Source organism: Sulfurimonas sp., from assembly GCF_027056685.1.
Taxonomy (GTDB): domain Bacteria; phylum Campylobacterota; class Campylobacteria; order Campylobacterales; family Sulfurimonadaceae; genus Sulfurimonas.
Genome location: NZ_JALUKE010000134.1, coordinates 1 through 10,100, shown reverse-complemented (window position 1 = coordinate 10,100; position 10,100 = coordinate 1). Strand labels below are relative to the sequence as shown.

Annotated in this window: 9 protein-coding genes and 1 pseudogene; 4 read left to right on the top strand and 6 right to left on the bottom strand. The window is 33.5% G+C overall.

The annotated features are described in order from the left end of the window. The 5 genes from MVY38_RS06020 to MVY38_RS06000 all read right to left on the bottom strand — a co-directional run. A partial coding sequence (locus tag MVY38_RS06020; protein WP_297484344.1) for a molybdopterin-dependent oxidoreductase occupies positions 1-449 on the bottom strand: 449 nt, incomplete at its 3' end. A gap of 60 nt (positions 450-509) precedes the next feature. Continuing rightward, positions 510-1,697, bottom strand: coding sequence for an NrfD/PsrC family molybdoenzyme membrane anchor subunit (nrfD, locus tag MVY38_RS06015; protein WP_297484341.1), 1,188 nt, complete (start codon positions 1,695-1,697; stop codon positions 510-512). Between the two features lie 10 nt (positions 1,698-1,707). After that, complete coding sequence (locus MVY38_RS06010) at positions 1,708-2,271, bottom strand: 4Fe-4S dicluster domain-containing protein (RefSeq protein ID WP_297484339.1); 564 nt, start codon at positions 2,269-2,271, stop codon at positions 1,708-1,710. 2 nt (positions 2,272-2,273) lie between these two features. Continuing rightward, positions 2,274-4,682, bottom strand: coding sequence for a molybdopterin-dependent oxidoreductase (locus MVY38_RS06005; RefSeq protein WP_297484337.1), 2,409 nt, complete (start codon positions 4,680-4,682; stop codon positions 2,274-2,276). Between the two features lie 195 nt (positions 4,683-4,877). Next, positions 4,878-6,272: a DUF3373 family protein gene (locus tag MVY38_RS06000; RefSeq protein ID WP_297484335.1), complete on the bottom strand. Its 1,395-nt coding sequence runs from the start codon at positions 6,270-6,272 to the stop codon at positions 4,878-4,880. A gap of 104 nt (positions 6,273-6,376) precedes the next feature. Between MVY38_RS06000 and MVY38_RS05995 the strand changes: the two genes are divergently transcribed. Beyond that, positions 6,377-6,850: a hypothetical protein gene (locus tag MVY38_RS05995; protein WP_297484334.1), complete on the top strand. Its 474-nt coding sequence runs from the start codon at positions 6,377-6,379 to the stop codon at positions 6,848-6,850. 113 nt (positions 6,851-6,963) lie between these two features. Here the strand turns inward: MVY38_RS05995 and MVY38_RS05990 are convergent, their stop codons facing one another. After that, complete coding sequence (locus tag MVY38_RS05990) at positions 6,964-7,362, bottom strand: rhodanese-like domain-containing protein (protein WP_297484332.1); 399 nt, start codon at positions 7,360-7,362, stop codon at positions 6,964-6,966. A gap of 60 nt (positions 7,363-7,422) precedes the next feature. Between MVY38_RS05990 and MVY38_RS05985 the strand changes: the two genes are divergently transcribed. The 3 genes and pseudogenes from MVY38_RS05985 to MVY38_RS05975 form a co-directional block, all read left to right on the top strand. Continuing rightward, complete coding sequence (locus tag MVY38_RS05985) at positions 7,423-7,794, top strand: hypothetical protein (RefSeq protein ID WP_297484331.1); 372 nt, start codon at positions 7,423-7,425, stop codon at positions 7,792-7,794. A gap of 54 nt (positions 7,795-7,848) precedes the next feature. Then, complete coding sequence (gdhA, locus tag MVY38_RS05980; RefSeq protein WP_297484329.1) at positions 7,849-9,204, top strand: NADP-specific glutamate dehydrogenase; 1,356 nt, start codon at positions 7,849-7,851, stop codon at positions 9,202-9,204. 5 nt (positions 9,205-9,209) lie between these two features. Further along, positions 9,210-10,100, top strand: a pseudogene (locus MVY38_RS05975) (mechanosensitive ion channel family protein); the annotation flags it as partial.

Genomic DNA, 10,100 nt, shown 5'->3' with positions numbered 1-10,100 from the left:
CCCTCTCCATTACAGTATGCGACAGTAGAACGGTTGTCTTTTTGCTCATCTATAATTTTGACTAACTTCTCTTTGATGTACTCATATGCTTCATCCCAAGTGGCTCTCTTATATCGTCCATCACCTCTGTTTCCAATTCTAATAAGTGGATATTTAAGTCTATCTTCATCATAGATAGCTTGAATACCAGCATTGCCTTTTGGACAGAGCATATTGCGACTTTTTGGAAAGTGGTGGTTTGGATTGAGTTTTGTGATGATGCCATTTTCAACTCTTGCATACCCTGCACATTTATTTCTGCACATATTGCAAAGGTAAGGCGTATTTGTTGATTTTTTATTGGATGTTTTTGTTGTTTGCCAAGGGGAAGAGAGAGCAGAAGTAGCGTAAATGCAAAGAGATACGCTACCTTGTAAAAATTTTCTTCTTGAAGTTTCTATAATATTCATAGTGATATTATAGCAAAATTTAGAAGTCTCAGAAAATAAGACTTCTATTAAATGTATTGATTAGTGATCACCACCATCTAAATCAAACATTTTTTGACCAAAATAGTAGAGCATAAAGAATATACCAATTGCACCAAATCCAATTGCAAATTCTGCTGCACTTGGGAAATATTCAATCCATTTTGGAGGAAGTTGATATTCTGTAATTTTCATCATTTGAAGAGGTTTCACTTGTGTATCATGTACTAAATCATAACGCATAAAGAAGATACCAATCATACCGATAAATGAAGCATAAACATACAAATTAAGTGATTTCCATTTTGTTGTTAGCATTATGATAAATGGAATTAACATACCACAAAGAACTTCACCATATACGAAGCCACCACTATGTAAAATATGTTCAACTACATCTGCACGACCTGGCATGCCACCATAAATACCTGTCATCATTTTCCATGTTTCAAAGAACATTAAAATAGCCAAAAGAAGTGTTTGAATTTTAGCAAGTCCTATAAGACCTTTTTTAATTTCTTCTGGGAAATTCATTTTATATCTAAATCCATACATTAAATATGTTAAGTAGATACCTGTAATGAACGCAGTTAAGATGAAATATGTTGGATAAAAAACACCATTTGAAATAGTTCTAGCATTTAAGAATCCAAAAACGCCACCAAGATTTGAGTGAGCTGCAAGACCTACTAACAGACCAGTTAGACCAAAAATTCTAGCATTTTTCATATCGTTACGCATTAAGAAAATAAATTCTATAATCATAAATGTAAGATAAATTCCATAAAGTGTACCCATCCACCAGATAGCAGATGTAAGACCAGGACTTAAAACATTGTAAATAAGCATAGTTATTGGGTGTCCGATTTCAAACGCAATTACAGCAAAACCAGCTAAAATAGTTACAATAGAACCAAGAATGGCTCTCTTACTCATTGCCATATAATCTTTAAAGCCAAAAACATCTCCTAATGAGCCAACTATACATAGACCAGTTGAACTTACAACAAAGAAAATATACATGGCAATTAAAAGTCCCCATGGATGTTGTCTTGTAACATTATAAGCTTCATGAGAATGCATTAGATATTCAACAACACCCCAGCCAAAAGCACCAAGCAATCCAACTGTTAAAATAAACATCAAAATATTTAAAGGAGTCTTTTCAAATGTCATAAGACTTTTTAGAGTAAAATCCCTCATAGGTATAATTTTTTTAATAAAATTCACTTTATCCTCCTTATGTTAGATAAAAAAGTTTTGGTTTTGTTCCAAGATGCGCTTTAAGACTGAAATGATCTCTTGTACGAAGAAGCTCACTAATTTCACTCTCTGGATCATCTAAATCACCAAATGTTCTTACTTTAGTTGGGCAAGTTGCTTGACAAGCCGTTGTCATCTCACCACGAGCAAGTCTTGTATCTGAACAAAAAGTACATTTATCAATAGTCATTGTTCTTTCATCTACATATCTTGCATCATAAGGACAAGCATTCATACAGTATGAACATAAAATACATTTATCAGCATCTACTCTTACAACTCCATTTTCATCGTAGTAAGTTGCATGTGTTGGACAAACTTCTTCACAAGGAGCATCTTCACATTGCTGACATTGACTTGGTAGAAAAGATGCAGAAGCCATATCTAAAAGTGGCCATGCTCCCTCAGGATTATTTCCACCTACCCAAATTCTATGTTTTTCTGCACCAAGTTCTACACCATTTTCCTCTTTACATGCTACTTCACATGCTTTGCAGTTGATACAATTTTTATAATCAAGTGCCATTCCATATCTTGCCATAATTACACCTTCCTAATTTCTACATTTGTGTCATGCATAACAGCTGCACCATATACCGGCTCAATCTTATCTTCAATAAGAAGAGCATCATTCGCACCATTTCCATATGCTAATTCCATCTTTTCACTACTTCCACCAAAACCATGAAGCATGAAAATTTGGTTTGGAGCAATTTTATTTGTAGGGTATGCCATAATAGTAACTTTACCAATAGGGCTTTTTACTTCAACTTTATCTGAAAATTTAATGCCCATTTTTTCACATACTTGGTTGTTTATCCAGATATAGTTCGTAGGAATTAAATCTCTTAACATTGCATTGTTTGTTGTACCACTTTGAGTAAATTGGGCATGACGACCAGTAACAAGTCTAAATTTACCAGCTGGAACACTAAATTCCATATCATCATGCCATGCTGGCATTGCATCTACACCTTTTTTAGTTAAGTTTGTCAAATTACATTTAACTTTTAACTTATCACCTTGTGTTGAGTAGTGTTTTTTATTTTCAGGATAATACTCAAACTCATTTGGATTTAATTGTGTATGGTACTCTTCCATATGAGGATAGAAAACACCTTTTTCATCTAAAATTTCCCAGGCTTTTTTACCATATGCTTTTGTGATTCTCTCTTCATTTTGCTCATGAACAGGTTTTTCCCAAGGCTCAGCTAAATCAAAACCATTTTCTTTGTAATACTCTTCAAGCTCTTTAGCACTCATGCCTTCCGTGTCATCTTGAACATCTTCATCATATTTTAAAGTATTTTCCCAAAGAGGTTTAGATAATTTTTCAGCTAATTCTTTGTAGATAACTTCAGGAGTTTTTGTTTCATAAAGAGGTTTAATGGCTGCTTTTCTTTGAACAATTGCAGGTTCCATCCCTCCATAACTTGCCACTGGAGAAGTCCTTTCTAAGTAGGATGCTTCTGGTAAAATAACATCACAATACATAGCAGTATCGCTAGGAAGAATATCTATCATAATATTCAAATCCATTTTTTTCAAAAATGCTTCTGTCTTTTTGGTATTTGGAACACCACTCATAGGATTGTGTTTTCTCATAAACATAGCTCTTAATGGATAAGGATTCTTACCCTCAAGTACCATATTTCTAAAGACAATCCATGAACCAGTTTTTAGTGATGGAATAGCAATACCATCTTTATCAAATCTCGCTTGAGCCTGTCCATAAATAGGTGCATTTACATCCTCTTTAGGAAGTTGGAGTTTTTGACCGTAAACAATACCGCCTTTTTTATCTAAGTTGCCACTTAAACCTTGGAATATTGCCATAGCACGACGAAGTTGGAAGTCATTTTTAGAAAATACACTTCGACGGCCTTGATAATAGATAGGACTTCGTGCAGCCATAAATTCACGAGCTGTTTTGGTAATCTCTTTTGCAGAAATATTTGTAAGTTTTGCTGCCCATTCTGGTGTATAGTTATGAGAAAGAATATGTTTTTTATATTCGTCAAATCCTTCTACATGTTTTGCAACAAAAGCTTTGTCATATAGTTCTTCTTTAATTGTAACATAAGTTAAAGCAAGAACAAAAGCTAAGTCTGTTCCCGGATTTATTGCATACCATCTATCTGCTTTTACTGCAGTGTTTGTAAATCTTGGATCTAAAACAATAGTTTTAAGACCTCGTCCTTTAGAGCGTTTAAACATATCCATGGTATCAGGAGTAATGATAGCTTCTGCTCTGTTAGCACCCGCAATAATAAGATAGTCAGAATTAGTTAAGTCTGCTTCACCGTAAGTACCTATAGTATTTACATATCCACCAAGTGTGGTTTCAAGACAAATACTAATTTCATCGACATAGTTAGGAGAACCAATTTTTTCACCAACTAAAACTTCAAAACCTTCTTTTGAAAGACCTTCACCATTACAGTAACCAATTGTTGCACGGTTGTCTTTCTCTTCATCAAGAATTTGTTTAATACCTTTAAATTTGTCAGTACCATTCAAGATGGCTTCATAAGCCTCATCCCAACTTACTCTTTTGTATTTCCCATCGCCTCTTTCGCCAATTCTTACCATTGGATATTTTAGACGATCTGGATCATAAAGCGTTTGAATACCTGCATTACCTCTTGGGCAAAGCATATTTCTGTTTTTTGGAAAATATGGATTAGGGTCTAATTTTGTAATTATTCCATCTTCAACTCTAGCGAGACCTGCACATTTATTTACACATATACCACATAAAAAAGGCACATGTTCTGCCTTTGCTGTACTTGTCTTTGTTGTAATTGTACTAGGTATCCTGCTATTTGTTGATTTATGTTCACTAGCATTCTCACTAGAGAAAAGATTTGTAGCACTAATCGCTGACGCACCAGCAACACTTAAAGCCACACTTCCTTGAAGAAATTTTCTTCTCGAAACTTCTACACTCATAAGCACTTCCTCTTTGTAATTTTCTAAAATGGAGTATAAGTCTAAGAAAAACTTATAAAAATCATTAGATTGAAATATGATAATATAGTTTGACTTATAAATAGCTTTTTTTTACATTATGATTTAAATAAGTTGTAATTATGAGAAAAATTGAGAGGGAAAGAAACAAGAGCATAAAGCTCTTGCTTGTGAAGATTAGTATTTATAGCTAAAAGAAATTCTTAACTCTTGAGTACTTTTTACATCAGTATCTAAGAGAGTAGGCTTAGCCCAAAATTCTTCTATATTAGATTTATATTTATAATCCATATATGTATATCTTATTTGAGTAGAGAAGTGATTATTTTCGAATGGTAAATTCCAATAAGCTTCATAAGCATTACCTCTTGTAGCAATTTTAGAACCACTTACTGTATCTTCTGCCCATGTCTCCGGTGCCCAATATTTTGAACCATAGTTATATTCTATACCTATTTGACCATCATCAGTAATTAAATCTGGAAAAATAAAACCAGTCCAGAAACTATATCCATTTTGAGCGTTAGCAGAACCTTGCATTCTGTATCCATCTTTAGGCTCTGTTCTTGTAGCTGCAATAGAAGCAAATAGTGTACTGCTATCTAAAAAATCAATATCTTCATCAAGTCCATCAATTTGCATTGATAGTGCTGCCATATGTTTTAGTCCCGCACCAGTAGTCGCTCCTGCTGGATTAGTTGAACTTACTAAACTTTGCTTTGATCCCATAAAATTAAATATCGCAGCATATTGAGCCATTAGATTAACTTGACCATCATTATAAATACTCATAGGTACAACGAAAAAGTCAACATTTTCATCTTTTGCCCCTACTGCTGTGTAAGGTGTACCCGTATAAGATGGTTGATTTATATTTGAATATGATCTGCCTAAAACAAGTTTTAAGTAAGAACCTTCAAGTCCAAAAGCATTTCCAATTCGAACCATTGCTCCATCAACTTCCATATTTGTGATATGTGCTAAAGGTGAACCCGGATGCTCTAAATCTTCTCTATGGTTCGCTAAAAATCCATCTGTAGCCGGTCGTCTACCTACACTAAAACTGATAGGATGATTACCGTCAGTTAGTCTATAGACAAAGTATGCTTGTCTTATTTTTATAATATCATCATCAGCTTTTGAACTTGCTCTCCAATTCACATTTTGAAAACGATCATTCGCTGGCAGGTTATTTGCACCCCATGTACTATATGCTGCTAATTGTCCTCTAAAAGTCAATCTATCTGTCGGTGCTGCAACCATACCAAGCCATAAACGGTTAGTTAAAAGTGAAGAGTTTGTGACGCTTTTCCCATTTTTTAGTTTATAATCTAAATAGTTATAAGCTGTTCTAAAGTTTACATCCCACTTGATATTATCATTTCCATCATGTTTTTTTACCTCAGTTAATCCTCTTGCAGTCTGTTTTTGCTTTTTCTCTAGCTTGTCAATTTTTTTTGTAAGTTTGTCAATTTGAGTTTGCATAGAACTTGCTGTTGAATTTACATCTGATTTTGCATAGACCGTAGTAGTCAAAAAAGCTAAAACAGATAATGTAATAATTTTGTTCATACCTATCCTTAATGTTAATTTCTATAAAATACTACTACTGATAAGATTAAAAATAAGTTAAACTTAATCTTGTAATTATAATTTATTATAGAATGGGGCTAAAAGTGGAAAAAGAGACATATAAATTGTTTGAAAATGCAAATAGTGAAAAAATCTTAGAAAAATTAGATGAAGAGTTGAAAAAAAGAAATGAATCTCCATTTTGGAGTGATAAAGTTGTGCCATTCTCGGCAGCTATACTCTCTGTCTTGGTTCCTTTGCGTGAACAAAATTTACTTTTTACTCCTGAAGGTTTAAAAGTAGAGGTTTTAACACCTGAACTATTCTTGGATTGGAGTGATTTTTTAAGTTTAAAGAGCCTTGCGTTTACTATTGCAAAATCTAATGAAGCAAAAGAACTTGTAAGAACATCAATTACTAAAGAAGAGTGCCAGCGATATACGCCGATTGATTTGAAATTATTGGGTGAGTATCTCTCTAAATATAGTGTTAATTTAGAGTATGAAAATTTAGATTTTCCTATTGCAAATTACAATTTGCATCAGGGCGTTTCAAATGTTATTAAATCTTTACTCTAATAAAATATAGAGTAAAGAAGCCACCAAAGTAAGAAGATAATAAGAGCTAAAACTGCGAATGTAATGATAATTCGCAGTGAGAGGTAAAAAAGGAATTTAAGCCAAGTCGGCATTTATGGTCTGTATGGAACAGTCTTTATATGCAGACCTTTTGTTGCATATTCCATCCCACCTTTGAGATTTATAACATTGTAGTTAAACTCTTTGGAGAGCCATGGTGCTATTATGGAAGTTCTGCTGCCCGTATGGCAAATAAGTGCAAAAGGCTTCGTAGTATCTACTTTTTTATTTAACTGTGTTAAAAACTTTTTCGCATCATACTTTCCTTTTGCATTAAAAAACATAATAGGTATAGCACCTTTTAACAGCCCCGTTGCTCTCCACTCTCCCGGTGTCCTTACATCAACAATAGGAATATTCTTATTTAGAAAATCCTTTGTGAGGTACTGGCTTGTGAGTTGTGCAAAAAGTGACGCACTTAAAAGCATAAGACTTAAAATTATTTTTTTCAACTGTTTTCCTTGTTTTTGGATATTAAAGTGTATAATTATATCAAAAATAACAGGGAACTTATGGCAGCATCAAAAAAAGTGGTTGAAAATTCAAATAGATTGCGTTATGTTAGAGCATTGCAACGCTTTCAAAAAAGTATGCTCTCTTATCTTTCAAATAGTGATACTCTCACAAAAGAGAAGTATGACAAGAAGATTGAAAACGCCTTAAAATTGCTCAAGAGAGTTGAAGAGAGTCAAATTTATAAGGGAGAGCTGCAAGATCTACAAGCACATGTAAATAAAATGATTGCTTATAAAAATTCACAAACAGATATAGAGTCCATCAAAGAAGATATTTTATACAGTGCAAATCAGCTTGAAAAGAGTAAAAACGCTAAGAGATATAAAAAAGATAAACACTCCCACTCAAAATTTCAAGATTGGGAGTAGTTGATTTTTGAGAGTTGTGGTACAATTTTGCACTTAATAATATAAAGGTTATTTATGACACTCGCAGAAAAAGAGATTAAAAAATTTGAAAATCATAATTGTGCTGAAGATGCTCTGTTTTATCAAGCAATGGAGGAGGTAATATACTCTATTGCTCCTCTTTTGGAATCTGATGAAAAGTATACAAAGTATGCAATTTTAGAGAGATTGGTTATTCCTGATAGAATAATAAAATTTAAAGTTACTTGGTTAGATGATAATAATAAAATTCAGGTAAATAGTGGCTATCGTGTGCAGTTTAACAACGCATTAGGACCATACAAAGGGGGACTCCGTTTTCATCCTACAGTGACTGAGGGTGTTTTGAAGTTTTTAGGTTTAGAACAAATTCTTAAAAACTCACTTACTGGTTTGCCTATTGGTGGGGCAAAAGGTGGGAGTGATTTTGACCCTAAGGGAAAAAGCGATTTTGAAATTATGAAATTTTGTTCTGCGTTTATGACAGAGTTGCATAAGTATATAGGACCACGAATAGATGTGCCTGCTGGTGATATTGGTGTTGGTGGTCGTGAAATAGGTTACCTTTTTGGAGAGTATAAAAAAATTACATCCTCTTATGAGGGAACATTGACTGGAAAACCATACTTTTTTGGGGGTTCATTAATGCGTCCAGAAGCAACAGGATATGGTGCTGTCTATTTTACACAAACAATGTTGGAGATGGAAAATAAAGAGCCACTTGATGGTCAAATTTGTACTGTAAGTGGGGCTGGAAATGTAGCACTCCATGCCATAGAAAAACTACAAGATATTGGTGCTGTTGTTGTGAGCTGTTCAGACTCAAGAGGTACTATTTATGATGCAAGAGGTGTTGATTTAGCACTTTTAAAAGATATAAAACTAAAACGCCGTGCTTCACTTGAAGAGTATTGCAAAGTACATAATGAGGGCAAATATATACCGGTAGCTGAGTATCCAGAAGGTGGTCATGCTGTTTGGGACATACCATGTTATGCTGCGTTTCCTTGTGCTACTCAAAATGAGTTGACAGAGGTTGATGCAAAGGCTCTTATAACAAATGGATGTGTAAGTGTTACAGAGGGTGCAAATATGCCTTCAACTCCAGATGCTATAGATTTGTTACAAACTCATAAAGTCTGTTTTGCTCCTGCAAAGGCTGCAAATGCAGGTGGTGTAGCTGTGAGTGAATTTGAAATGAGTCAAAATGCTTCTATGACAAAATGGAGTTATGCGAAGGTAGATGAAAAACTCAAAGAGACGATGCAAATGATATGTAAGCGTGTTGCTTTAACTGCTAAAGATTACGGCGTGGAAGGAAATTATGTGCATGGTGCTAATATTGCTGGATTTAAAAAAGTTGCAGATGCTATGATAGCGGAGGGCATATAAAAGTAATGAATAAGATAGTTCTTTTTGTTTTAACGCTCTTAGTTCCTTTTATGCTAAACGCAGCGGTTAAGTATTCTCCTTTTATTGATGAGCAAATAGCATTGACATTAAAGATGGATGATGCAAATTTAACGCAAAAAGAGATATATAAACTTGTAAAAAAGCAAGAATATATGTATGAAGTACAGCTTGATGATTTAATGGTAAATAAAGAGGTTTATATTGACCAATTAGGGGACTTTGGATCCAAAATATTTTCTTTACAAAAAGTAATTGCCATAAATAAACGCGCGGGGAATGGCTATGCAGTGTTAAGAGATGAGCTTCGGATTAAATCTTTGAGGTTTGTTCAACAGCAACAATCGCTTATCAAAAAGATTTTACTAGCTCTTGATTTGCCAAATATACAAGCTTATGAAAAAAAGCTAAATACTCTTGTTGTTGCAGAACAAAATTATGTATCAAAGCTCTACAATAAAGATTATACTCCATATCTAAAACTTGACAACAGCTCTTCTAAAGTTATTAGTCAACTTCAGCAAAATATTCGTGATTTTTATGCTCTTAGGGAGATAAATACTGACTTTATAGCCTATATTTATAAATTTGAAAAGAGGATGTATAGACTTAATAAATATTCAAAATATCATATTATAACGCTTGCAGTCTATCTGCAGTCATTTGGATTGGTACAAGAGATTGATGCTGTACTAAATGTATACGGTTTAAGTATTGTGAAAATTTTAATCATACTCTTTATGACTCTGCTTATCTATATATTTAGAAAAATTATTTATACATTTATACAAAAAAGTTTTTCTAAAATTGATATATTGGCTAAATACTCAGATGTTCTTCTTTCTAAATTAAAAAAGGCTATAGAGTCTTTACTTATC

Bases quoted from the DNA above. Each gene is read 5' to 3' on its own strand.
- MVY38_RS06005 (WP_297484337.1), bottom strand. From the start codon at position 4,682: ATGAGTGTAGAAGTTTCGAGAAGAAAATTTCTTCAAGGAAGTGTGGCT.
- MVY38_RS05985 (WP_297484331.1), top strand. From the start codon at position 7,423: ATGGCAGCATCAAAAAAAGTGGTTGAAAATTCAAATAGATTGCGTTAT.
- gdhA (WP_297484329.1), top strand. From the start codon at position 7,849: ATGACACTCGCAGAAAAAGAGATTAAAAAATTTGAAAATCATAATTGT.
- MVY38_RS06000 (WP_297484335.1), bottom strand. From the start codon at position 6,272: ATGAACAAAATTATTACATTATCTGTTTTAGCTTTTTTGACTACTACG.
- MVY38_RS06010 (WP_297484339.1), bottom strand. From the start codon at position 2,271: ATGGCAAGATATGGAATGGCACTTGATTATAAAAATTGTATCAACTGC.